Source organism: Acidovorax sp. BoFeN1 (assembly GCF_003345135.1).
Lineage (GTDB): Bacteria > Pseudomonadota > Gammaproteobacteria > Burkholderiales > Burkholderiaceae_C > Acidovorax > Acidovorax defluvii.
On sequence record NZ_QOZT01000063.1, the window covers coordinates 1 to 23,317 of the forward strand.

At 64.4% G+C, this 23,317-nt stretch carries 23 protein-coding genes, 1 tRNA gene and 1 pseudogene; 9 read left to right on the forward strand and 16 right to left on the reverse strand.

What is annotated here, in order from left to right; genetic code table 11:
- Nucleotides 1-171: pseudogene (locus tag DTW89_RS13720) on the forward strand (IS110 family transposase); the annotation flags it as partial.
- 26 nt (nt 172-197) lie between these two features.
- On the opposite strand, the gene DTW89_RS13725 reads toward DTW89_RS13720, so the two are convergent.
- From DTW89_RS13725 to DTW89_RS13760, 8 genes are all read right to left on the reverse strand, one after another.
- Nucleotides 198-1,181: a branched-chain amino acid ABC transporter permease gene (locus DTW89_RS13725; protein ID WP_111866807.1), complete on the reverse strand. Its 984-nt coding sequence runs from the start codon at nt 1,179-1,181 to the stop codon at nt 198-200.
- Between the two features lie 151 nt (nt 1,182-1,332).
- Nucleotides 1,333-2,055 (reverse strand): ABC transporter ATP-binding protein, encoded by a 723-nt coding sequence (locus DTW89_RS13730; protein ID WP_114656380.1) that lies wholly within the window; start codon nt 2,053-2,055, stop codon nt 1,333-1,335.
- A gap of 83 nt (nt 2,056-2,138) precedes the next feature.
- Nucleotides 2,139-2,927: an ABC transporter ATP-binding protein gene (locus tag DTW89_RS13735; protein ID WP_114656364.1), complete on the reverse strand. Its 789-nt coding sequence runs from the start codon at nt 2,925-2,927 to the stop codon at nt 2,139-2,141.
- Nucleotides 2,928-3,075: 148 nt separating this feature from the next.
- Nucleotides 3,076-4,260, reverse strand: a complete 1,185-nt coding sequence (locus DTW89_RS13740; protein WP_114656365.1) for a substrate-binding domain-containing protein — start codon at nt 4,258-4,260, stop codon at nt 3,076-3,078.
- A 150-nt stretch (nt 4,261-4,410) separates the two neighbouring features.
- Nucleotides 4,411-5,916 (reverse strand): sigma-54 interaction domain-containing protein, encoded by a 1,506-nt coding sequence (locus tag DTW89_RS13745; protein WP_114656366.1) that lies wholly within the window; start codon nt 5,914-5,916, stop codon nt 4,411-4,413.
- A gap of 156 nt (nt 5,917-6,072) precedes the next feature.
- On the reverse strand, nt 6,073-7,593 hold the full coding sequence (locus DTW89_RS13750) for a tripartite tricarboxylate transporter permease (RefSeq protein WP_114656367.1): 1,521 nt from the start codon (nt 7,591-7,593) through the stop codon (nt 6,073-6,075).
- Nucleotides 7,593-8,156 (reverse strand): tripartite tricarboxylate transporter TctB family protein, encoded by a 564-nt coding sequence (locus tag DTW89_RS13755; protein ID WP_114656368.1) that lies wholly within the window; start codon nt 8,154-8,156, stop codon nt 7,593-7,595. The genes DTW89_RS13750 and DTW89_RS13755 overlap by 1 nt, the downstream gene beginning before the upstream one ends.
- A gap of 146 nt (nt 8,157-8,302) precedes the next feature.
- On the reverse strand, nt 8,303-9,262 hold the full coding sequence (locus tag DTW89_RS13760) for a Bug family tripartite tricarboxylate transporter substrate binding protein (protein WP_114656369.1): 960 nt from the start codon (nt 9,260-9,262) through the stop codon (nt 8,303-8,305).
- Between the two features lie 126 nt (nt 9,263-9,388).
- On the opposite strand from DTW89_RS13760, the gene DTW89_RS13765 reads away from it, so the two are divergent.
- From DTW89_RS13765 to DTW89_RS13775, 3 genes are read left to right on the forward strand one after another with little or no spacing between them, the layout of a single operon-like run.
- Nucleotides 9,389-10,066: a response regulator transcription factor gene (locus DTW89_RS13765; RefSeq protein WP_114656381.1), complete on the forward strand. Its 678-nt coding sequence runs from the start codon at nt 9,389-9,391 to the stop codon at nt 10,064-10,066.
- Nucleotides 10,063-11,526: a sensor histidine kinase gene (locus tag DTW89_RS13770; protein ID WP_114656370.1), complete on the forward strand. Its 1,464-nt coding sequence runs from the start codon at nt 10,063-10,065 to the stop codon at nt 11,524-11,526. The genes DTW89_RS13765 and DTW89_RS13770 overlap by 4 nt, the downstream gene beginning before the upstream one ends.
- Complete coding sequence (locus tag DTW89_RS13775; protein ID WP_094097628.1) at nt 11,523-11,942, forward strand: RNA-binding S4 domain-containing protein; 420 nt, start codon at nt 11,523-11,525, stop codon at nt 11,940-11,942. Before DTW89_RS13770 ends, DTW89_RS13775 begins: the two co-directional genes overlap by 4 nt.
- Before the next feature lie 103 nt (nt 11,943-12,045).
- Here the strand turns inward: DTW89_RS13775 and DTW89_RS13780 are convergent.
- The 6 genes from DTW89_RS13780 to cysS form a co-directional block, all read right to left on the reverse strand.
- A tRNA-Ser gene (locus tag DTW89_RS13780) sits at nt 12,046-12,138 on the reverse strand.
- Between the two features lie 43 nt (nt 12,139-12,181).
- Nucleotides 12,182-13,450: an aspartate kinase gene (locus DTW89_RS13785; protein ID WP_024815725.1), complete on the reverse strand. Its 1,269-nt coding sequence runs from the start codon at nt 13,448-13,450 to the stop codon at nt 12,182-12,184.
- Between the two features lie 79 nt (nt 13,451-13,529).
- The gene (gene tilS, locus DTW89_RS13790; RefSeq protein ID WP_114656371.1) at nt 13,530-14,492 is read right to left on the reverse strand and encodes a tRNA lysidine(34) synthetase TilS; all 963 of its coding nucleotides are present in this window, start codon (nt 14,490-14,492) and stop codon (nt 13,530-13,532) included.
- Between the two features lie 111 nt (nt 14,493-14,603).
- Nucleotides 14,604-15,581 (reverse strand): acetyl-CoA carboxylase carboxyltransferase subunit alpha, encoded by a 978-nt coding sequence (locus DTW89_RS13795; protein ID WP_114656372.1) that lies wholly within the window; start codon nt 15,579-15,581, stop codon nt 14,604-14,606.
- An 82-nt stretch (nt 15,582-15,663) separates the two neighbouring features.
- Nucleotides 15,664-16,338: a DNA-3-methyladenine glycosylase family protein gene (locus DTW89_RS13800; RefSeq protein WP_442858114.1), complete on the reverse strand. Its 675-nt coding sequence runs from the start codon at nt 16,336-16,338 to the stop codon at nt 15,664-15,666.
- Between the two features lie 45 nt (nt 16,339-16,383).
- Entirely contained in the window at nt 16,384-17,760 is a 1,377-nt protein-coding gene (gene cysS / locus DTW89_RS13805; protein ID WP_114656374.1) for a cysteine--tRNA ligase, read from the reverse strand.
- Nucleotides 17,761-18,020: 260 nt separating this feature from the next.
- On the opposite strand from cysS, the gene DTW89_RS13810 reads away from it, so the two are divergent.
- The 5 genes from DTW89_RS13810 (at nt 18,021) to DTW89_RS13830 (ending at nt 21,659) form a co-directional block, all read left to right on the forward strand.
- Nucleotides 18,021-18,551, forward strand: a complete 531-nt coding sequence (locus tag DTW89_RS13810; protein ID WP_442858115.1) for a tetratricopeptide repeat protein — start codon at nt 18,021-18,023, stop codon at nt 18,549-18,551.
- Between the two features lie 140 nt (nt 18,552-18,691).
- A complete protein-coding gene (locus DTW89_RS13815; protein WP_114656376.1) occupies nt 18,692-19,276 on the forward strand; it encodes a peptidylprolyl isomerase in 585 nt (194 codons plus the stop codon).
- A 25-nt stretch (nt 19,277-19,301) separates the two neighbouring features.
- The gene (locus DTW89_RS13820; protein WP_111866789.1) at nt 19,302-19,808 is read left to right on the forward strand and encodes a peptidylprolyl isomerase; all 507 of its coding nucleotides are present in this window, start codon (nt 19,302-19,304) and stop codon (nt 19,806-19,808) included.
- Nucleotides 19,809-19,973: 165 nt separating this feature from the next.
- Nucleotides 19,974-20,789, forward strand: coding sequence for a UDP-2,3-diacylglucosamine diphosphatase (locus DTW89_RS13825; protein ID WP_114656377.1), 816 nt, complete (start codon nt 19,974-19,976; stop codon nt 20,787-20,789).
- Between the two features lie 36 nt (nt 20,790-20,825).
- Complete coding sequence (locus DTW89_RS13830) at nt 20,826-21,659, forward strand: zinc-dependent peptidase (protein ID WP_114656378.1); 834 nt, start codon at nt 20,826-20,828, stop codon at nt 21,657-21,659.
- 125 nt (nt 21,660-21,784) lie between these two features.
- Here DTW89_RS13830 and DTW89_RS13835 read toward each other — a convergent pair whose 3' ends face one another.
- Together DTW89_RS13835 and DTW89_RS13840 are read right to left on the reverse strand one after the other, a co-directional pair.
- Nucleotides 21,785-22,459: an alpha/beta hydrolase gene (locus DTW89_RS13835; RefSeq protein WP_114656382.1), complete on the reverse strand. Its 675-nt coding sequence runs from the start codon at nt 22,457-22,459 to the stop codon at nt 21,785-21,787.
- 51 nt (nt 22,460-22,510) lie between these two features.
- On the reverse strand, nt 22,511-23,317 hold an 807-nt coding region (locus DTW89_RS13840; protein WP_236637144.1), incomplete at its 5' end, for a DODA-type extradiol aromatic ring-opening family dioxygenase.

Here is a 23,317-nt window from a genome sequence, read left to right on the forward strand (position 1 = left end):
TTGACCGCGGCGCGCTACAACCCGGTCATCCGGGCGTTCTACGAGCGACTGAAGGCTGCAGGCAAGCTGCCCAAGGTTGCCTTGGTCGCCTGCATGCGCAAGCTGCTGACCATGCTCAACGCCATGGTCAGAACCGGCAAACCTTGGGACGCATCGCTTCATAGTGCTTGACTTTGAAGACGGTTACTCAGGGGGTTTCATCGGTTGGTGACCGGGTACACACCCTGCGGCCGCCACAGCAAAATGGCCACCATCAACGCAATGTTCGAGAACAGCGCCACCTTGGGGGCCAGAAACCCGGTGTAGTTGGCCATCAGCCCCACCAGCAGCGCACCGATGAGCGCACCGCCCGTGCTGCCCAGCCCGCCGATGATGATGACGATGAAGATCAGCACATTGACCTGCGCGCCCATCTGCGGCACCACGCTCTGCTGGTAAAGCCCCCACATCACACCGCCCAGGCCCGCCAGCGCCGAACCCACCACGAACACACCCACGAACAGGCGGCGGATGCGGTAGCCCAGGCTTTCGACCATTTCACGGTCCTGCACGCCAGCGCGGATCAGCAGGCCCACCTTGGTGCGCGAAAGCGTCCAGGCCAGCACGCCGAAGACCACCAGGCCCACCACCACGGCAATCAGACGGTATTTTTCGATGGCGGCATCGCCCACCAACAGCGAGCCGCGCATGCCTTCGGGCAGCGGCAGCGGTATCTGCGCCGGGCCCCAGATGACCTTGATGAGTTCTTCACCAATGATCATGCCGCCCATGGTGATGAGGATCTGCTTGAGGTGCTGGCCGTACACCGGGCGCACGATGAAGCGCTCGAACGCCAGGCCCACGGCGCCCGCCACCGCCATGGCCACCAGCATGGCGGGCAGCACCGCTACCATGTTGCGCCACAGCTGCTCAGAGCCCGTCCAGTCGCCCATGGCACCCAGCACGCTGGTGGCCACAAAGGCGCCGAGCGCTATGAACACGCCGTGGCCGAAATTGAGCACGTCCATGAGGCCGAACACCAGCGTGAGGCCCGAGGCGATGATGAAGATGATCATGCCCATGGCCAGCCCCGCCACCGTGAGCGTGAGCCAGGTGCTGGGCGAGCCGATGAAGGGCAGCACCAGCAGCGCCAGCGCGGGCACCAGCGCCAGCGGCTTCCAGTCGAAATCGCGGGTGTTCATGCATGGACTCCTGCTGCGCCGCCAGTGGCCACACGCACAAACCTCACCGCGCACGCGGCGTTGGCCACACCGCAAAACACTACTAATTTAATAGTTGCTAGCGCTTTACCATAAAGGGCTAGAGGCCAAAAAGGCTTCAAATCAGAACATCTCATAGCGCCAGCCCCAGCAGCGAACGCTGCAACGCCTCGTCTTCGGCCAACGCGGCCATGCTGCCCGCATGCACCACCTGGCCGTTGTCCATCACGGCGACGGTATCGCCCAGGCGCTTGGCAAAGTGGATGTTCTGCTCGACCAGCAAAATGGTCACGCCGCTCTTCTTGAGCTGGTCGAACGCCTCGATCATGTTGTTGATGATGGCGGGCGCCAGGCCCTTGCTGGGCTCGTCGATGATGAGCAAATCGCGCGGCTCGACCATGGCGCGCGCCACCGCCACCATCTGTTTTTGTCCGCCGCTGAGCTTGCCGGCCGGGTGGTTCCAGAACGTCTCGACCGGCGGGAAAAGCTTGAAAATCCACTGCAAGCGCTGCGCGTCCATCTGGTCCGCGTTGCGCGCCTTGCGGGCGGCCAGCAGCATGTTTTCTTTCACCGTGAGGTCGGCAAAAATGCCCATGTTTTCGGGCACATAGGCGATGTTCATGGCCGCGATCTGCGGCGTGTGCAGTGCCGTGATGTCCCTGCCGGCAAAGCGCACTGCGCCTTTGGATGCCTGCCACAGGCCCATGATGGTGCGCAGCGTGGTCGTCTTGCCCGCGCCATTGCGCCCCAGCAGCATGGTCAGCTGGCCCTTGGGCACGACGAGGTCCACGCCGTGCAGGATGTGATACGCCCCGATGTGCGTGTGCACGCCCTTCAACTCCAGCAAGGCCCCCACAGGTGCCACTGCGCGTGCGCCGCGCCCCAGCGGGGCGGAGCTTGCGCCGTGGGACAACCCGGCCGCGGTCATCAGGACCATGCTCATGCGGCCTCCTTGTCGGCATCTTTGGCAGCATCTTTGGAAATGCCCAGGTAGGCCTCTTGCACCACGGGCGAGGCAATCACCTCGGCCGGGGCGCCATCGGCCACCAGCGTTCCGTTGGTCAGCACGATGATGCGGTCGGCCAGCTCCCGTACCACGTCCATCTTGTGTTCGACCAGCAAGATGATCTTGGTCTTGTCCTTTTTCAGCGCGCGGATCAGGTTCAGGATGACCGGTGCCTCGTCGTGGCCCATGCCAGCGGTGGGCTCGTCGAACATGTAGACCTGCGGCTCCAGCGCCATGAGCAGCGCTACTTCGAGCTTGCGCTGGTCACCGTGCGGCAGGCTGGCCACGGGGGTATCGCGACGTTCCAGCATCGACACGGTGTGCAGGATGGCTTCGGCCCGCTCGGTCAGCGCCCGGTGGTCGCTCCAGATGCTCCACAGGTTCAGCCCCCGGCGGTGCGCCCCGGCGCGCGTGGCCTGCACGGCCAGGCGCACGTTTTCGAGCACGCTGAGGCCCGGGAACAGGTTGGTCAGCTGAAACGCCCGCCCCAGCCCGGCGCGCGTGCGGGCCGATGGCGACTGCCCCGTCAGGTCCTGCCCGCCCAGCGTCACCGTGCCGGCGCTGGCCCGCAGTTGCCCGGAGATCAGGTTGAAGTAGGTGGTCTTGCCCGCGCCGTTGGGGCCCACGATGGCCGTGAGCGTGCCCGGCGCGAACGCGCAGCTCACGGCATTCACCGCCACATGGCCGCCGAAGCGAATGGTCAGGTCTCGGGTTTCAAGCATGTGCGGTGCGTGCGCCGCCAAAAGCCATCGGCAGCGCCATCCCATTTTTGAATAAAAACGACCTCTGGCGCTTTACCATCAAGCGCTAGCAGCTATAAATAACATAGCACTACGGCAGGCACGGCGGCGCCCGCCAGAAAGCAGCCGGTCAGCGCTTGTTGCGGATCGGCACGTTCATTTCTTCGGGCTTGATCTCGCGCACCAGCTCGGGCACGCCCCAGGCGAAGGCCGGGTCCACCTTGATCTTGAAGTGGTACATGCTCTGCAGGGCCTGGTGGTCCTCCTTGCGGAAGGTCATCTTGCCCTTGGGGGTGTCAAAGCTCATGCCTTCCATGGTCTTGATGAGCTTGTTGGTATTGACATCGCCGCCCGTGGCCTTGAGTGCCGTGACCAGCGCCATGGCAGAGCTGAAGCCCCCCGCCGTGAAGAAATCGGGCGGCGCCTTGAACTGCTTGTAGTGCGCGGCCACCAGGGCTTCGTTCACGGGGTTCTTGGGAATACCGAAGTAGTAGTAGGTGGCGCCTTCCATACCCGGGAAGTTCTTGAAGCTGGCCATGGCGGGCAGGATGTTGCCACCCGTGGCGATCTCGATGCCGTAGCGCTTGAGGTCCATGTCGGCGATCTTGAACGGGTTGCCCGCACCGGCCCACAAGATCCAGATGATCTTGCGGCCCGGTTGGTCCTTGAGCTTGTCGATCAGGCGCTGCGCACCGGCCGTGAAATCGGTGGTGTTGGCGGGCAGGTATTCCTCGTGCGCCAGCTTGGCATTTTTGATGGCGCCCTTGAAGGCTTTCACGCCATCACGGCCAAAGGCGTAATCCTGTGCCAGCGTGGCAATGGTCACCCCGGCCTTGTCGATGGCCACGGCATTGCTGATGGCGTCCTGGCTGCTGTTGCGGCCGGTGCGAAAAATGTATTTGTTCCACTTGTCGCCCGTGATGGCGTCGGCCACAGCGGGCTCCACCAGCAGAATCTTTTTGTATTCCTCGGCCACGGGCAACATGGCAAGCGCAACGCCCGACGACGTGGGGCCCACGGCGATGTCTGCCTTGTCGTCCGAGTAGGCGGAGGCCAGCAGGCTCTTGCCCAGGTCGGGCTTGCCCTGGTCGTCCCGCTCGATCACCACGATCTTTTTGCCGTTGACGGCCATGGTGCCGCCGGTGGCGTAATCCAGGCCCATCATCAGGCCGGTTTGCGTCTGCTTGCCATAGGCTTCGAGCGGGCCGGTCTTGCTGTAAACGTGGGCTATGCGGATTTCGCCCGACTGGCTGAATACGGGGGCAGACAGTGTGGCGGCCAGGGTGGCCAGTGCGACCAGGGTGCGGCGTTGCATGGGGTTGTCTCCTTGTGTTTTGACTGAACATTGCACAGTTCGTGCCACGCATCAAACTGTTGATTTGTATGGTTTATTTATCCGCACCGAATAATCATGTCTGAATTTCAGACAGATTAAATGCCTGACATTCAGACATTTGTTTGATTTTTAATCAGGGTTTTCCAGACGTCCGTACAGCGTGGCCCGCGAGATGCCCAGTTGCCGCGCCGTCGCCTGTTTGTTGCCGCCATGGGCTTTGAGCGCTGCCGCTATGGCGCGCTGCTCCAGTTCGGCCACCTGCTCGGCCAGGGGACGCAGGTAGCACTCGTCGCCCAGCGCCCTGGGCTCTGACACGGCATGGGGCACAGGTGCCGCAGGCTCGACCCCGGCTTCGCGCAGGATGTTTTCGAGCTGGTAGGCATCAATGGATTGCGAATCGCTGCGCATGGCAGCCTGCTCCAGCACGTTGCGCAGCTCACGGATATTGCCGCGCCAGGGTTGGCCCGCCAACAGCGCCATGGCATCGGCCTGCAACTCAGGCGGCGCCGTGCCGTTGCGCAGGGCCAGGTCTTCGCCCAGCACTTCGACCAGCGCCGGGATGTCACTTCGCCGCTCGCGCAGCGGCGGCACGCGCACCGGCAGCACATGCAGGCGATAGAAAAGGTCTTCGCGAAACCGGCCCTCGCGCACCAGCGCCCCCAGGTCACGCGAGGTGGCGGCCACCACGCGCACATTGAAGGGCACCAGCTTGTTGGAGCCCAGCGGCTCGATCTCGCCCTCTTGCAAGGCGCGCAGCAGCTTGGCCTGCAGGCTTTGCGGCATGTCGCCGATTTCGTCGAGAAACAGCGTGCCGCCATCGGCCAGCTTGAACTTGCCATCGCGCCCCTTGCGGTCTGCGCCGGTGTAGGCGCCGGGGGCCACGCCAAAAAACTCGGCCTCCAGCAATGTGTCGGGCACGGCGGCAATGTTCACGCTGACAAAGGGGCCGCTGGCACGGCTGGACGCCGCGTGGATGGCATGGGCCAGCAGCTCTTTGCCAGTGCCGGTTTCGCCGAGCAGCAGCACGGGGCTGGACGACTGCGCGGCACGGCGCGCCTGGCGCTTGACCTCGGATGCCGCGGGGCTCGATCCGACAAAGCTGGCAAATGTGTATTTGGCGCGCCGCTGGCCGTCGCCCGACACGGCCAGCGAGCGGCTGCGCTGGCTGGCCAGCTCGCGCCGCGCATCATCCAGGTCGCGCTGCAACAGCGCAAACTTGCCGATCAGGGGTTGCAGCGTGGTTTCGGGGTGGTCAAACAGCACGATGCCAATGGCACCAATCCCCCGCTCGGCCTCGTCGCGCAAGGGAATGCGGCTGACCACAAAGGTGCCCGCCTTGTTGGTGAGCAGATCAATCAGCACCGGCTGGCCGGTTTCGAGCACGCGGCGCATCTGGGTGTTGGGGATCACCTCTTCGACCGTGCGGCCGACAAACTGGTCCACCGACGAGAACCCCAGGGCGGGCAAAAAGCGCTGGTAACCCTCGTTCACCCAGACGATGCGACCGCTGCGGTCCACCAAAAACATGCCCTGGCTGACGCTGGAGAACAACTGGAACATGGAGCGCGCCGCCAGCTCCAGAATGCCCTGGGCATCCATCGGCAGTGCGGGGGCTTCTTCATTGAGCAAGGGCATGGCCGCGATGGTAGCGCGCCCCGGCCCGCCGTGGCGCTATCGGAGTCGTGCGCACAATTGCTATTTATTCAATAGCTGCTCGCGCTTATCCATCAAGGGCTTCAGCCCGATTTAATGCAAAAATCGGCAAAGCACCCCATCCACCAGCCGGCAGCCTCACGCATCGAGCTGCTGCAGGCGCGCCAGCTTGCGCCGCGCCATGTGCTGAAAGAGACGCGGCAGGATCAGCACCGCCAGCACGATGAGGAGCAGCGTGAGCGACATGGGGCGCTGCACAAAGACGAGCCAGCTGCCCTCGCCAATCGACACCGCATTGCGCATCTGTGCCTCGGCCAGCGGCCCCAGGATCATGCCGACCACCACGGGCGCCGTAGGAAAGTCAAAGCGCCGCATCAGCACACCCAGCAGGCCAATGCCGTACAGCAGGAACAGATCGAAGGTGCTCTGGCGCATGCCGTAGGCACCCACCGTGGCAAAAATCAGGATGCCCGCATACAACTGGGGTTTGGGGATTTTCAGCAGCTTCACCCACAGGCCCACCATGGGCAGGTTCAGCACCAGCAGCATCACGTTGCCGATGTACAGCGAGGCAATCAGCGCCCACACCAGCGTGGCCGAGGTGGTGAACAGCTGGGGACCGGGGTTGATGCCGTAGTTCTGGAACGCGCCCAGCAGCACCGCCGTGGTGTTGGAGGTGGGAATGCCCAGCGTGAGCAGCGGGATCATGGCCGCCGTCACGGTGGCATTGTTGGCGGCCTCAGGGCCGGCCACGCCTTCGATCGCGCCCACGGTGCCGAACTCGGCCTTGTCGGTGTCCTTGGCCAGCTTCTTTTCGGTGGCGTAGCTCAGAAAGGTCGGAATCTCGGTGCCGCCCGCCGGAATGCAGCCAAACGGCGTGCCGATCAGCGTGCCGCGCAGCCACGCGGGAATGGAGCGCTTCCAGTCGCGCCCGGTCATGTGCACGCGGCTCATGCGGTTGCGCGACTCGACCACGCGGCCTTCGTACATCGCCGCATACAGCACCTCGGCCACGGCAAACAGGCCCACGGCGACCAGCACGATGTCGATGCCGTCGAGCAGCTCGGGCTTGCCGCCGGTGTAGCGCGCCGCGCCAGAAATCTGGTCCATACCAATGCAGCCGGCCGCCAGCCCCACGAACAGCGCGGTGATGCCGCGCACCGTGCTCTTGCCCAGCACCGCGCTCACGGTGGTGAAGGCCAGCACCATCAGCATGAAGTATTCGGGCGGGCCCAGCTTCACGGCAAAGTCGGCCACATAGGGGGCAAACAGGGTCACGACCACGGTGGCAACGGTGCCCGCCACGAACGAGCCAATGGCCGATGTGGCCAGCGCCGCCCCGGCGCGGCCGCTCTTGGCCATCTTGTTGCCCTCCATGGCCGTGACCATGCTGGCGGTTTCGCCCGGCGTGTTGAGCAGGATGGAGGTGGTGGAGCCGCCATACATGGCACCGTAGTAGATGCCGGCAAAAAAGATCATCGAGGCCGTGACCTCGACCTTGGCCGTGATGGGCAGCAGCATGGCCACCGCCACCGCAGGGCCAATGCCGGGCAACACCCCCACTGCCGTGCCCAGCGCACAGCCCACCAGGGCCCACAGCAGGTTGGCGGGCGTGGCGGCAGTGGCAAAGCCCGCCATCAGTGCATCAAAGATTTCCATCACAACCACCCGGTTTGCGTGAGCCCTGGCAGGTTGATCGCCAGGAACTGCGTGAAAGTCCAGTAAACAGGCGCCGAGATCAGCACGCCCGTCACTCCGTCCACCGCCCAGGTGCGCGCTGTGCCGGCGTCTTGCCCCGCAGCCCGGCGCAGCCCTTGCACGGCCAGCACATAGCACAGCGTGCAACTCAGGATGAATCCCACCGTGGTGATGAGGGCTGCGTTGAGCAACAGGCCGGCAGACACCCACACAAAGGCAGGCTTGTCCGCACGGGCGGCGTCATTGGGCTCTTCCATGGCACGAAATCCGCCCGATCGCCCCTCCCACAGCAGCACGCCGCCGCACAGCGCCAGCACGCCTGCCACCAGCCACGGCAGAAAATTGGGGCCAACGCCGCTGTAGCCCGCGTTCGATGGAATATCAATGGCGCCCAGCGCCAGCGCAGCAGCGGTCAGCAGCACGCCGACCGCCACCACGGTCTGCATGCGCGTGGCCTGCAGGTTGTTGGCAACGCCGGGTTCGGTGCCCGAACTAGAGGAATCAGGGGTTGTCGGATCAGACATGCGGGGTCTTTCTCAAGCCCTTGGGCACAGGGCCCAAGGTGCGCAACACAGCGCGTAATACCGTGCGCAATACGGTGCGCACTGCAGTGATCGCACACAAAACCGCCGTGCGCCCACCGGGCGGCCGCACGGCGCAGGGGCACGGTTCAGACCATGCCCGCCTTGACCATGGTGGCGCGCAGGCTGGCGAACTCGTTGTCCACAAAATTCGCGAACTCGTCGCCCGCCATCCAGGCCGGGGTCCAGTCGTTTTTCTCCAGCGATTCGGCCCAGCTCTTGCTCTTGACGGCCTTGGCGACCATGTCCGTCAGCGCCTTGCGCTGCTCGGCCGTGATGCCGGGCGCGGCATACACGCCACGCCAGTTGCCGATCTCCACGTTGATGCCCTGCTCCTTGAGCGTGGGCACCGTGGAGTTCTTGAGGCGCAGGCCCGAGGTCACGGCAATGGGCCTCATCTTCTTGGTGGCGATGTACTCGGCCATCTCGCTGTAGCCGCCACCGCCAATCGTCACGTTGCCGCCCAGGATGGCTGCAATCGCCTCGCCACCTCCGCGGAACGCCACGTAGTTGATCTTGGCCGGGTCCACACCCACTTCGCGGGCAATCATCGCCGCGGCAATGTGCTCGGTGGAGCCGCGCGAGCCGCCACCCCATTTCACGCTGCCGGGGTCTTTCTTGAGCTGGGCAACGACCTCGGCCATGCTCTTGAAGGGCGAATTGGCGGGCAGCACGAACACGTTGTACTCACTGGTCAGCCGCGCAATCGGCGTGGCTTGCGACAGGCTCACCGGCGGCTTGCCGGTGATGATGCCGCCCAGCATCACCGCGCCCATCACCATCAGGGCGTTCGGGTCCCCCTTGCTGGAGTTGACGAACTGCGCCAGGCCAATCGCACCGGCTGCGCCACCTTTGTTGTCGTAGGTGACCGACGATGCCGCCCCCGATTCGAGCAGCGCTTTGCCCAGGGCACGGCCCGTGGAATCCCACCCGCCGCCGGGGTTGGCGGGCAGCATCATCTTGACGGCGCTGGCTGCATGGGCCGACAGGGGCAAGGCCCCGGCAGCAGCCAGCGCGGCCAGGGATTTGAGAAAGGTGTCGCGACGCATCGATGTCTCCTTATAGGGTTGGCGAACCGCCTGATGATGCGCGCGCAGCCTGTCAAACGGCTGTCCGCACACTCAGGGAAAACACCAATGCCACGGCCCAGCGCGGTCGGTGCTATGGTGCCGCGCATGCAATTGCTTCTCGTCGAAGACGACCCCACCATGCAGCTCACGCTGCAGCGCGCATTGGCGCGCCGGGGCATGGAAATCACCGCCGTGGGCGACGGCCCGGCGGCGCTCAGCCAGTGGGTCGCACGTCCGCCAGATGCCGTGGTGCTCGACCTCACCCTGCCCGGCCTGGACGGCCTGCAGGTGCTGCAACAGGCCCGTGCCCGCGGGCTGCGCACGCCGGTGCTGATCCTCACCGCACGCGGCACCGTGGGCGACCGGGTGCTGGGCCTCAATGCCGGTGCCGATGACTACCTGCCCAAGCCGTTCGATCTGGACGAACTGGAAGCGCGGCTGCGCGCCCTGCTGCGGCGCAGCAGCGATGCGGCACCTTCGGCAGAGCATTCGGTCCAGATCGGGGCCATCCGCTATGACAAGGACAGCGGCGCGCTGTACCACAACGGCGAAGTGATGGAGCTCACACCCCGCGAACTGGCGCTGATGCATGCCCTGCTGGTGCAGCCGGGCCATGCCGTGACCAAGGAGCGCCTCTATGAACTGGTGTTTCCGGGCCAGCTGGACGTGCAGTACGAAGCCATCGAAGTGGTGGTGTACCGCCTGCGCAAGAAACTGGCCGGCACGGGCCTGACCCTCATGACGCTGCGCGGGCTGGGCTACCTGCTCAGGGCCGATACATGACAAGGCCCGCTGCGTTGCGCGCCCAGTCACTGCGGCGGCGGCTGCTGATGGGCATCCTGCTGCCGGTGGTGGCGTTCATCGCCTTCAACACGTTCAGCCTGTACCGCCAGGCCCTGGCCTCGCTGAACACCGCCTACGACCGCACCTTGCTGGCGTCGGCCAAGACCATCAGCGAACAGCTGGACGTATCGGGCTACGACGACGCGGCGCAGCTGCGGGCCGTCGTACCCTACTCTGCCCTGGAAGCCTTCGAGGCCGACAACCAGAGCCACATGTTCTACCGCGTCTCCACCCTGCAGGGCGAAATGGTCTCGGGCTTTGCCGAACTTGCGGCCTGGCACGGGCGCATTCCGGATCGCCCTCCCTATGCGGCACTGGTGGATTTCTATGACGACCAATTCCGCGGCGAGAACGTGCGCGTGGCCGTGCTGCTGCAACCCGTGGCCAGTGCCAATGGCCGCGGCATGGCGGTCATTCAGGTGGCGGAAACCCTGGAAATACGGCACACCCTGGCGCTGCAGATCCTGTGGAACACGCTGGCCCGGCAGGCGCTGCTGATTGCCGTGATTGCGCTCACCGTCGTCATCGTGGTGCAACGCGCCACGCGCCCGGTGCGCCAGCTCAGCCAGCAGCTGCAAGCACGCCCCGATGGCGACCTGAGCCCGATCGCAGCCAGCTCCGCCCCCCGTGAACTGCAACCCCTGATCGACAGCACCAACCAGGTCATGCAACGGCTGCAGCATCTGCTGCGCCACCAAAAACGCTTTGTGCGCGACACCTCGCACCAGTTGCGCACGCCGCTGGCCGTGCTCAAGACGCAAGTGCAGTCGGCCCTGCGCGGCGATGTGCCCCAGCACCAGGCACTGCAGGAGATCAGCAACACTGTGGACCGTGCCACCCAACTGGCCAACCAGATGCTGGCCCTTGCCAAGGTCGAGCAGCTGCGCCAGCAAAGCGCGCCGCCACCGACGCGGTTCGACGACATCCTGCGTGCCGTGGCGCTGGACCTGTCACCCCTGATCGCGCAGCGCGATCTCGACTTTGGCATCCATACCGAGCCGGCAACGGTATTTGCCCACGAATGGATGCTGCGCGAGCTGGCCCGCAATCTGCTGCACAACGCAATCCGCCATGCCCCGCAAGGCAGCGATCTGGCGGTCGACCTGCGCTGCGCCGATCACCAGGCAGTGCTTTGCATCAGCGACCATGGCAGCGGCGTCGACGATGAACTGGCCGCACGCCTCTTCCAGCCCTTCTCTGCAGGTGACGTACGCACCGGCAGCGGCCTGGGCCTGGCCATCTGCCACGAGATCGTTCAGGCGCTCGGTGGCCGCATCGCGCTGACCAACCGCGTGGAATCAGGCCGCGTGGCGGGGCTGGACGCCGTCGTTCACCTGCCACTGCCCCCGCCCACAGACGGCTCCCTCAACACCGCCGCCACGGCACAATCCTCCCCATGAATTCCCCCGAAACGATGCGACTGGACAAATGGCTGTGGTGCGCGCGGTTCTACAAAACCCGCAGCCTGGCCACCGAAGAAATCGGCAAGGGCCGTGTCACCGTCAATGGCCAGCAAGCCAAACCGGCCCGCGACCTGCGCTGTGGCGACACCGTGGCCTTGCGCCAAGGTGTTATCGCACGCACCGTGATCGTGCGGGGATTGAGCGGCGCACGCGGCCCGGCCCCGGTGGCACAACGGCTGTACGAAGAAACACCCGACAGCATCGCCGCCCGTGAAAAAGCCGCCGAGCAACGCCGGCTGGCCCCCGAGCCCGCCGCCGCCTTGCAGGAAGGACGCCCCACAAAACGGGACCGGCGCAACATCGACCGCGCCCAGAACTGGGGCGACCGCTGGAGCGCATCTATCGATGAGTAACGCGCTGGCGCTGTTGTGTCTCTGAAGGTGCTTATTGGCCGACCGACACCACCGCGCCAATCGCCAAAAACAAAAAAACCCCGACATGCGGGGCTTTGTTGTTTGGCGGAAACGGAGGGATTCGAACCCTCGATGAGGCTCTACACCCCATACTCCCTTAGCAGGGGAGCACCTTCGGCCACTCGGTCACGTTTCCAATCCAGCTATTATGCCTCATTTTCGAGGCGTTTCTGGCAGTCTCAGGCCGCCGGCTGGTCGAGTTCGAACGCCTTGTGCAGGCTGCGCACGGCCAGTTCCATGTATTTTTCGTCGATGACCACCGAGGTCTTGATCTCGGAGGTGGAAATCATCTGGATGTTGATGCCTTCTTCGCTCAAGGTGCGGAACATCTTGCTGGCCACGCCCACATGGCTGCGCATGCCGATGCCGACAATGCTCACCTTGCAGATCTTGGTGTCGCCCGCCACTTCTTGTGCACCCAGCTCCGGCAGCACTTTTTCATTGAGCAGCTCGACCGTACGCGCGTAGTCGTTGCGATTGACGGTGAAACTGAAGTCGGTCTTGCCGTCCTTGCTGACGTTCTGGATGATCACGTCGACTTCAATGTTGGCCTCGGCCACGGCGCCCAGGATCTGGTAGGCGATGCCTGGCTTGTCGGGCACGCCCAGCACCGAAATCTTGGCCTCGTCGCGGTTGAAAGCGATGCCGGATACGACGGCTTGTTCCATTTTTTCGTCTTCCTCAAAAGTGATCAGCGTGCCGGACTTGGCTTCTTCGTTGATGTCGATGTCCCAGGGCGTGAAGCTGGAGAGCACGCGCATGGGCACCTTGTATTTGCCTGCAAACTCGACCGAGCGGATCTGCAGCACCTTGCTGCCCAGACTGGCCATTTCCAGCATTTCCTCAAAGCTCACCGTATGCAGACGACGTGCCTCGGGCACCACGCGCGGGTCGGTGGTGTAAACGCCATCCACGTCGGTGTAGATCAGGCATTCGGCGGCTTTCATGGCGGCTGCCACGGCCACGGCCGAGGTGTCCGAGCCACCGCGGCCCAGCGTGGTGATGTTGCCTTCACCGTCGATGCCCTGAAAGCCGGTGACGATGACCACCTTGCCGGCGTTCAGGTCGGCGCGCACGCGCTGGTCGTCGATCGACTCGATGCGCGCCTTGGTGTAGCTGCTGTCGGTGCGGATGGGGACCTGCCAGCCAGCGTAGCTGACCGCTTCCATTCCTTCGGATTGCAGCGCGATGGCCAGCAACGCTGACGAGGCCTGCTCGCCGGTGGCGGCGAGCATGTCAAGTTCGCGATGGTAAGACTGCATGGCGCGCTCGGGCGCCAGCTCTTTGGCCAGGCCGAGCAGGCGGTTGGTTTCGCCGCTCATGGCGCTCGGAACCACCACCATCTGGTGGCCGGCGCGTGCCCATTTGGCCACGCGCTTGGCGACATTGCGAATGCGCTCGGGAGAGCCCATCGATGTGCCGCCGTATTTATGAACGATCAATGCCATTGGATATTGGGGTGACGAAACTGGAGCCGCAGCGCAGGTTGGACACTGTTTTGGTGCGCCGCCGTTTTTCGTGCCGTTGTTAGACCAAAACCTCGGGATTGTACCAACCGAGCTGCGGCCCCGATCGCACCACGAATCCCCGCCCCACCTTGATGTGAATGCGATGGCCGCGCGTGGTGCACGCGGCGAGCTGGTTCAGCAACTCCCCAAGCTGCGCTGCGGAGGGCGTGGTGGCATGCGCCACACGCAACCAGTGGCGCAACACGTTGGCCTGGCGCGCACGGCTCAAGCCTTGCAACGTAGTGATGTGCGGCGGTGCGCCAACCCGCAGCAGGTCCTGCTGCGCCAGTTCGTCCAGCAATTCGGCCGCCTGTGCGGCGTTGGACGCCGAACGGGCGAATGTGTCGCGAAATGCCGGAAACGCGGCCTCCAGCGCAGGCAACAGTTGGGCGCGAATGCGGTTGCGGGTGTAGCGCTGGTCGGTGTTGGTGGGGTCTTCCACCCAGGGCTGGCCCTGCACACGCAACCAGCTGCGGATGTCAGCAGCGGCCACCTGCAGCAACGGGCGGTGCCAGACCACCCCTGCGCGCTCCCAGCGGGCGGGCATGGCGGCAAGCCCGGCAACGCCTGCGCCGCGCGAAAGCGCCAGCAACAGGGTCTCGGCCTGGTCGTCCGCATGCTGGGCAATTGCTATTGATTTAATAGCTATTTGCGCTTTACTGGCAAGGGCTACAGCCTCAAAAGCCTTGTATCTCGCCTGCCGGGCTGCGTCTTCGGGGCTCTGGCCAGGGGCGTGCCGGGCGTCCAGCCGCTTTACCCACAGCGGCACATTGAGACTTAGGCACAGGGCAGCACAGTGCTGCTCGAAACCATCGGCTGCCGCCTGCAGACCATGGTGCACATGGATAGCCTGCACCTGCCCGGGCCATTTTCGTTCGCAGGCAAGCAGCAGGGCCGTCGAGTCGGCGCCACCACTCAGCCCCACCACCATTGGCAACGCAGGCGAAAAAGCGGCAATGGCCACGTCGAACGAGAGAGTCATTGCATGCCTTTGTCCGCCCGTGGCAACCAGACACCCGCACCAATGCAAAGGCCCCTTGCGGGGCCATGGCACAGGGGCGAGGAGAAGGCGGCAGCCTTCATCACCAGGCAATCAACGGCTGTCGGCCTTGGTGTCAGTGAAGCGGCCATAGCTTTGCAGACGACCGTAGCGGCGATCCAGCAGGTCTTTGGTCTTGAGGTCGGCCACCTGGCGGAATGCATCGCCCAGCGCGCGCTTGAGGAAAGCCGCCATCTGCTTGGGATCGCGGTGTGCGCCCCCCACGGGCTCACTGACGATCTTGTCCACCAGTCCCAGCGCCTTGAGGCGGTGCGCGGTGATGCCCAGGGCATCGGCCGCTTCCTGAGCCTTGTCGCTGGTCTTCCAGAGGATGGAGGCACAGCCCTCGGGGCTGATCACTGAATAGATGGCGTACTGCAGCATGACGACCTGGTCAGCCACGCTGATGGCCAGCGCACCGCCCGAACCGCCTTCGCCAATGATGGTGGTGATGATGGGCACCTCAAGCTGCGCCATCTCGAAGATGTTGCGGCCGATGGCTTCGGACTGGCCGCGCTCTTCGGCGTCGATGCCGGGGTAGGCACCGGGCGTGTCCACGAACGTGAACACGGGCAGCTTGAATTTTTCGGCCGTTTTCATGAGACGCAGGGCCTTGCGGTAGCCCTCGGGCTTGCTCATGCCGAAGTTGCGCATGGCGCGCTCTTTGGTGTCGCGGCCCTTTTGCTGGCCCAGCACCATGCAGGCGTGGCCATTGAAACGCGCCAGGCCGCCCACGATAGACAGGTCGTCCGCATAGTGGCGGTCTCCGTGCAGTTCAACGAAGTCGGTGAAGATGTCGCGCACGTAGTCGAGCGTGTAGGGGCGCTCGGGGTGGCGGGCAATCTTGGTGATCTGCCACGGGCTCAGATCGCTGTAGATGTCCTTGGTGAGCTGCTGGCTCTTTTTGCTGAGCTGGTCGATTTCTTCCGAGATATCCACCGCGCTCTCGGTCTGCACGTAGCGCAGTTCTTCGATTTTGGATTCGAGTTCGGCAATAGGCTGCTCGAAATCCAGAAAGGTCTTTTTCGCCAACGTATTTCTCCTTGGGTCGCGCCCTCAGTACCTCTGGTGCGAGGCCTGTGTTGCAACCGGTTCATGACTGTTGAAACTTGCCTCAATAGGCCACGGGCAACGGGTCGAGCGATCTCCAAATATACCAAGTCGCCACACTGCACCAGGGTTTCCAGGCCTCGGCCACCTCGCGGGCATCGCTGCGGCTGACCGGATCGCCCGAAAAATAGTTCTGGCTGATACCGTTGATCAACCCCACATCATCCAGGGGCAGCACATTCGGGCGCATCAGATAGAAGATCAGGAACATTTCGGCCGTCCAGCGGCCGATGCCACGGATGGCCACCAGCTCGGCAATGATGGCCTCGTCGTCCATGGCCGCCCAGTCTTTGACATGCAGCTTGCCCGCATCAAAGTGCACCGCCAGATCCACCAGGTAGTCCACCTTGCGGGCCGACAGGCCGGCCGCACGCATGTCGTCGATCTTGAGCTTGAGCACGTTGCCGGGCTTCATGGTGCGCGGCAGCGCGGCGAAGCGCTCCCACAAGGTTTGCGCGGCCTTCACCGATATCTGCTGCCCGACGATGCTGCGCGCCAGCGTGGTGAATGCGTCACCGCGCGTTTGCAAAGCCGCATCACCAAACTGGGGAATCAGCCGCTTCATCACCCGGTCTTTCTTCATCAGATGCTTGCAGGCATCGGCCCAGTAGTCGGGCGTAGCCAGCGCCGGGCTGGATGGGCCGAGTGCCTCAATCGCTACATTTTTAGAAGCTGCCACTGCTCGCCCCATCTGCCCTGGCGGCGTATTTCACATTCAAAAAAATCACTGTGCAGCTTCCCAGGTCGTTCCAGCGGCCGAGTCCTTGAGCACGATGCCCTGGGCCAGCAGGGCATTGCGGATGCGGTCAGCCTCTGCAAAATCCTTGCCCGCCTTCGCGGCTGCACGGGCGGCAATCTGCGCCTGGATGGCAGCCTCGTCAAAACCCGCACCGGCCTGCAAAAAGGCCTGCGGATCACCCTGCAGCAGGCCCAGGCAGCCCGCCAGCGCCTTGAGCAGGCCCGCCAGTTCGGCAGAGCGGGTCTTGTTGACCTCGCTGGCCAGATCGAACAGCACGGCAATGGCCTCGGGCGTGCCAAAGTCTTCGTCCATGGCCGCCTTGAAGCGTGCGGCATGGGGCTCGGCCCAGTCGATGGCCACGCTGGCTGGCGCCACCAGGCTCAATGCCGTGTAAAGCCGCTTGAGCGACTGGCGCGCGTCGTCAAGGTGCGCATCGCTGTAGTTGAGGGCGCTGCGGTAGTGGGCGCGCACGATGAAAAAGCGCACCGTCTCGGCGTCGTACTGCTTCAGCACATCGCGGATGGTGAAGAAGTTGCCAAGCGACTTGCTCATCTTCTCGTTGTCCACGCGCACGAAACCGTTGTGCACCCAAAAGCGCGCCAGCGGCTTGCCCGTGGCGCCTTCGCTCTGGGCGATCTCGTTTTCATGGTGCGGAAACTGCAGGTCGGCACCGCCACCGTGGATGTCAAAAGTTTCGCCCAGCGTGGCGCAGCTCATGGCCGAGCATTCGATGTGCCAGCCGGGACGGCCCGTGCCAAAGGGGCTGTCCCACTTGGCTTCGGGCGGCTCGCCCTCTTTGGCGGATTTCCACAGCACAAAGTCGAGCGGGTCTTCCTTGCCGTCCTGCACCGCAACGCGTTCACCAGCGCGCAGCTCATCCAGCGATTTACCCGAGAGCTTGCCGTAGCCCGCAAACTTGCGCACCGAGTAGTTCACGTCGCCATGGGGCGAGCGATAGGCCAGGCCCTTGCCTTCGAGCTGGCCGATAAGCGACAGCATCTGCGGCACGTATTCGGTGGCGCGCGGCTCAAGGGCGGGGGGCTCGATGCCCAGGGCGCCAATGTCGGCGTGCATGGCAGCGATCATTTCGTCGGTGAGCTGGCGGATGGTGATGCCCCGCTCCAGCGCCCGCTTGATGATCTTGTCGTCAATGTCGGTGATGTTGCGCACATAGGTCACGCGGTAGCCGCTGCTTTTGAGCCAGCGCTGCACCACGTCAAACGCCATCATCATGCGGGCGTGGCCAATGTGGCACAGGTCATAGATGGTCATGCCGCACACATACATGCGCACATGACCAGGTTCGAGCGGGGAAAAATCTTCCAAGGCACGCGACAGCGTGTTGTAGATGCGCAAACTCATGGGATTTCTGTAACGAGAGACTTGATGGGGGGACGGGTGAAGCCAGCTCACCCTGCAGCGAAAGGGTTGGGCCCTGCGAGGGGATGCGCCCAGCCTTGGGCGCCCAGCGAAATCACCAGCGGCAACAGCGCACCGTCATGACAACCCCCTCAGCTACAATCCGCCGAAGTATAAGCCCCGCCCGGCCCCGGACGGCGCGCACCTCCTCCCTACCCGCCATGAAGCAAGTCTGCAGCACCCTCCCACGACTTTTGCGCCTGTTGGCCCTGACTGCATGGCTGGGCGCAGGCATGGCCCACGCCAGCGACTATGTTGAGATCAGCCAGTTGCTCAAGACCGGCAAGGCAGCCGAAGCCCTGAGCAAGGCAGACCAGCGCCTGACGGCCGCCCCGCGCGACCCGCAGTTGCGCTTTCTGCGCGGCGTGGCGCAAACCGACATCGGCCAGACCGACGCGGCCATCGCCACCTTCACCCAGCTCATTCAGGAATACCCCGAGCTGCCCGAGCCCTACAACAACCTGGCGGTGATCTACGCCAGCCAGAACCAGCTTGACAAGGCCCGCACGGCGCTCGAGATGGCGGTGCGCAACAACCCATCGTATGCGGCGGCGCATGAGAATCTGGGCGACATCCACGCCCGGCTGGCCTACCAGTCCTACACCAAGGCGCAGCAGTTGGAGGCCAGCAACCCCGCCGTCAAGTCAAAACTGACCCAGTTGCGCACGCTGCTCCAGCCGGCTTCGGCCACTGCGGCCGGTGCTGCAGGCAAGCCCGCAGCTTCGCGCCCCTGACGACCGTCCGCGCGCAGGGGCTTGCGGCAATGCCGCCTGCACCGCAAACGGTCCGGTGGTAACTTTGGCGCCATATTCCCCATCGCCGCGGCGGCCCGTCCACCACGGTTCGCGGCCCCGATTCAATCAAGGAGTTTTGCATGATTTCCAAAAGAAAATCGACCATTGCGCTTGCTGGCATTGCGCTGGCAGCTATGTTTTCTATAGCCTCTCCGGTGCAGGCACAAGACGCCCCCAAGGTGAAGCTGGCCACTTCGATGGGTGACATCGTGGTGCAGCTCGACCCGGCCAAGGCACCCAAGACGGTCGAAAACTTTCTGACCTACGTGAAAGACAAGCACTACGACGGCACGGTGTTTCACCGCGTCATCGACGGCTTCATGATCCAGGGCGGTGGTTTCACGGCCGACATGGTGCAAAAGCCCACCAAGGCCCCCATCCCGCTGGAAGCCAGCAACGGCCTCAAGAACGACACCTACACCATCGCCATGGCGCGCACGGGCAACCCCAACTCGGCCACCGCGCAGTTCTTCATCAACGTTAAAGACAACGCCATGCTCAATGCCCCCCAGCCTGACGGCCACGGTTATGCCGTGTTCGGCAAGGTAGTGAGCGGCACCGAGGTGGTGGACAAGATCAAGTCCGTGGCCACCGGCAACAAGGGCGGTCACCAGAACGTGCCAACCACCCCAGTCACCATCCAGTCCGCCACGCTGGTGAAGTAATTCATTTTTTCTTAAGGAACATGCCATGAGCAACCCCCAAGTCGAACTGCACATCGCCAACTACGGCGTCATCACCCTCGAACTCGACGCCGACAAGGCGCCCAAGTCGGTCGAGAACTTCCTGTCGTATGTAAACAAGGGCCACTACAACAACACGATCTTCCATCGTGTGATCCCCGGTTTCATGGTGCAAGGCGGCGGTTTTGAGCCCGGCATGAAGCAAAAGAACTCGGATGCGCCCATCCAGAACGAAGCCAACAACGGCCTGAAGAACGCCAACTACACCGTGGCCATGGCCCGCACCAGCGACCCGCACTCGGCCACGGCACAGTTTTTCATCAACGTGGCCGACAACGGCTTTCTGAACCACACCGCGCCATCGGCCCAGGGCTGGGGCTATGCGGTGTTCGGCAAGGTGGTGTCCGGCGCTGACGTAGTGGACAAGATCAAGGCCGTCAAGACCGGCCGCAGCGGCTTCCATGACGACGTGCCCAAGGAAGACGTCGTGATCGAGAAGGCAGTGGCCCTCTGAACATGGGACATCCCCCTGTGGCGCTGCGCGCCTTCCCCCTTCTCTCACATCGCTACGCGGTGCGGGAAGGGGGACGACGCCCTCACTGCGGGGCGGCCCTTGTTCGGCGTCCCTGGCTTGGGCCGCGCCAGTACCGTTGTCCGCGCGCAGCGTGCGCCGCAAGGGATGCCTGATATCGGAGGGCCTGCAGCGACCCCGACCGTGCCCCGGTTCGAGGAGCTTGCCGCTCCTTCGCACTGGCGCACGGTCGATTTCATTTCCGACCTGCACCTGCAGGCCTGCGAGCCCGCTACCGTGGCCGCCTGGCAGCACTACCTGCAAACCACCACGGCCGACGCCCTTTTCATCCTGGGCGACCTGTTCGAGGTGTGGGTGGGCGATGATGCCCTGCACGAAACTGGCAGCTTCGAAGCCCAGGGCTGCGCGGCCCTGCAGGCTGCGGCGCAGCGCCTGCCCGTGTATTTCATGCACGGCAACCGCGACTTTCTGGCGGGCCCGGAGTTCCTTGCGCACTGCGGCATCACCGGCCTGGCAGACCCCACCGTGCTGGTCTTCGGTGGCCAGCGCCTTGTGCTCAGCCATGGCGACCTGCTGTGCCTTGACGATGTGGACTACCAGCGCTTTCGCGTGCAGGCGCGCAGTGCCGAGTGGCAAAAGCGCTTTCTGGCGCAGCCCCTGGCCGTGCGCCGGGCGCAGGCACGCGGCATCCGCCAGGAGAGCGAAGCGCGCAAACAGTCGGGCGCCATCTACGCCGATGTGGATGGCCCCGCTGCCATTCAGTGGCTTACGGCCGCCCATGCGCACACCCTGATCCACGGCCATACCCACAAGCCCGCGAGCCACGCCCTGGCCCCTGGCCGGCAGCGGGTGGTGCTCAGCGACTGGGACGCAGCCGCCAACCCGCCGCGCGCCGAAGTGCTGCGCCTGACTGCACAGGGCTTGGAACGCGTGAATTGGGCCCCCATGTGCGAGCGATCCTGAACTGCGCGGGGCTTGACCTCCTGCTGCCTGATCGCCATGCCCCCCTTTCTTGACCGGCTCTGGAGCCGCGTACGCGCCGCCGTGGCGCCCGTGCCTGACATTTCGGCCACGCTGTGGCTGGAAACCCTGCAGCGCTACCCGTTTCTCGCGGCGCTGCCGCTGCACGATCAGGCCAAGCTGCGCGCGCTCAGCGCCCTCTTTTTGCACCACAAGCAGTTCCACGGCGCCCATGGCCTGGTGGTGACCGATGCCATGGCCATCGACATCGCCGCGCAGGCCTGCCTGCCCCTGCTGCATTGGGGCGATGCGGCCTCAGCCCTGGGCTGGTATGACGATTTTGTGGGCATCGTGGTGCACCCTGGCGAGGCCGTGGCACGCCGCCAGACGATGGACGAGGCCGGCGTGGTGCACGAGCATACCGAGGTGCTGCTGGGTGAGGCCATGGAGCGCGGCCCCATCATGCTCAGCTGGCAACATGTGGCCAATGCACACCACAACACCGAGCGCGGCACGAATGTGGTGGTGCACGAGTTTGTGCACAAGCTCGACATGCGCAGCGGCGCCCCCAACGGCTGCCCCCCCCTGCCGGCGGGCTTTATGGGCACCCGCACTGCGCGTGCCGCACATGAGGCGTGGTGGGCCGCATGGGAGCCGGCCTATGCGGACTTTCGCGAGCGCGTCATCATGGCCCAGCGGTTTGGCGCCGCGCCACCCTGGCTCGATGCCTATGGCGCCACGGCGCCTGCCGAGTTTTTTGCGGTGGCGTGCGAGGCGTATTTTGTGAACCGGGCGCAGTTTGCGCACGAATTCGCAGCGCTGATGCCGGTGCTGGATGCGTTCTTTCGGCCCGGGCACCCTCTGCCGGAATGACCGTGCCGCGCTCTTGAATCAGAGCAATATCAGATTCAAATAGGGTCGCAGCCCTTATCCAACAAGCGCAATCAGCTATTATTTATATAGCAAACAAACAACTCCACCCGTGTGGACCAAGTGCCTCAAAAGGGCGTGGGGCTGGTTGAAAGCGACTCCAGCCACGCCACCGTTGCGGCCAGCTCGGACGGGCGAATCTCGTGCTCGCTCGGATACTCGCGGTAGGTCACCGACACGGGCAGCGTTGCCATGTGGTGTGCAATGGCCTGGGCGTTGGCCAGCGGGATCACGTTGTCGTGCGTGCCGTGGCTCAGCCACAGCTTCTTGCCGTGCAGGGCATCGTGCGAGGCCTGCAGCGGCACCACCTGCGCCAGCAGGCGGCTGTGCCAGACCACGGCGGCATGCAGCAACTCGGGCCGCGTCAGCAGCAACGACAGGGCCATGATGCCGCCCTGGCTGAAGCCCCCCACCACCACGCGCTCGGGCGGAATGCCCAGCTGGGCCGAAGCCGCCTCAACAGTCTGCGCCACCACGGCACGGCTGTGGGCCTCTTGCTCTTCGTTGATGCTGCGCGCGCCACTGCCCGGTTCGATCGAAAAATCAAACCACGCGTGCGAGCCCGGCCCCATGCGGTGGGGTGCGCGCAGGCTCAGCACATGAAAGCGCTCGGGAATCTGCGAAGAAAGACTAAACAGGTCCTGCTCGTTGCTGCCCACGCCGTGCATCAGCACCAGCAGCCAGGGCCGGGGGGTACCCGCTGCAGCAGGTCGCTGTAAAAATGTGAGCGGTAGATCAAGCATGGTCATGCGCCAGAGGCGGTTAGGGTTGATAAATGGGGGATGCTGGCACGGTCATGCCGCTGGCTGCAATGCAAAGGCGTCCATCGCGAGCATGCTGTACATCACCTCGCGACTCAAGTAGTTTGCGTGCAAATCGTCGCCTGCAGCACCCAGCGCAAAGAACAGCGGCAAAAAATGGTCTTCAGTGGGATGGGCACGCTCGGCGTGGGGCGCCAGGCTGCGGTAGTTCAGCAGCGCCTGCATGTCGCCGCGCTCGAGCGCCGATTCAATCCAGCGGCTGAACGCAATCACATAAGGCGCGGGCTCACGCGCGCCGCCAAAAAACTCGGCCAGGTTGTGCGTCATGCTGCCCGACCCCATCACCAGCACGCCCTGGCTGCGCAGGCCGCGCAACGCGGCGCCCAGCGCATAGACCTCGGCGGGGCCAGCGCCCACGGGCAGCGCCACTTGCACCACCGGCAGGTCGGCCTCTGGGAACAAGTGCATCAGCGGCACCCAGGCGCCGTGGTCAAACGGGCGCCCTGCATCGCCCTGGGCGGCCACGCCAGCCGCCTGCAGCAGGGCCAGCACCTCCTGCGCCAGCGCCGGTGCGCCGGGCGCGGGGTATTGCAACTGGTACAGCGCGGGCGGAAAACCGCCAAAGTCGTGCCAGGTTGCGGGCTGCGGGCCCGTCATGACCTGAGGGGTGCGGGCCATCCAGTGCGGCGACATGATGACCACGCCACGCAACGCCGGAAACTGCGCGCGCAGACCCTGGCCCCAGCGGGTGAGCGCGGGGCCGGTTTCGCCCGCATCCACCGCAAACAAGGGCGCACCGTGCGAGACAAAAAGTGCCGGAACCTGGGCGGGGCTGTGGGC